Origin of the sequence: Streptococcus sp. 20925_1_69 (assembly GCF_041432365.1) — a bacterium.
In the GTDB taxonomy this organism is placed as follows: domain Bacteria; phylum Bacillota; class Bacilli; order Lactobacillales; family Streptococcaceae; genus Streptococcus.
Map to the genome: position 1 here is coordinate 1 of NZ_JAPVZL010000029.1, position 618 is coordinate 618.

1 pseudogene is annotated in these 618 nt (G+C 36.7%); it reads right to left on the minus strand.

From position 1 onward, the window contains the following. Window positions 1–404 (minus strand): annotated as a pseudogene (locus O3601_RS09340) (restriction endonuclease subunit S); the annotation flags it as partial. Window positions 405–618 lie beyond the last annotated feature (214 nt).

A 618-nucleotide genomic window follows, 5' to 3' on the forward strand; every position in this document is an offset into this window, starting at 1 on the left:
AAAAAATCTGAATCTATAGAATTGGGTCTAAAAACAATATATAATGTTGATAAAACTCCCATTTCATAATTGTCCAATCTTTTAACTGCCCCCCATGGATAATCCGACGAATAAGATTTATTATACGCAAATTCTCCTTTTTTCAATAGATAATATCCGCTAACATCCTTACTAGCAACCTTCTTATTAAAGAAAGTTTCTTGGTTAATTAGTCCATGTTGAGCGGAAATAGTCAAAGGTAATTCAGATTCCAAATTTTTATTCTTTCTTGTAACCCGTTCTGCAACCTCCCCCAACTTCCGCTGTTCCCAAGCGTCAGTAAAACCAAGAAAACGGATTTCCGGGAAATTTTCTCCATCCTTTGGAAACATTTTTGAAAGCAGAGTCTTTTTTCCTTCTTTCATCAACTCTAGCTCACGCTGTTGAAGGGTAATGAGCTGATCCAACTCTTGGAAGAAGAAACCAATGGCGGCTTGTTCAGGGTGATTAACAGGAAACATTAGCTCCGTATCAAAGAAATCTTGGGGGGAAATATTTAAAAGTCCATGATTTCTTGCTCCTTCTGCTGCTCTCATAGAAACTTCCTTATGCCATTTTGGAGAATCATAATATACAGCT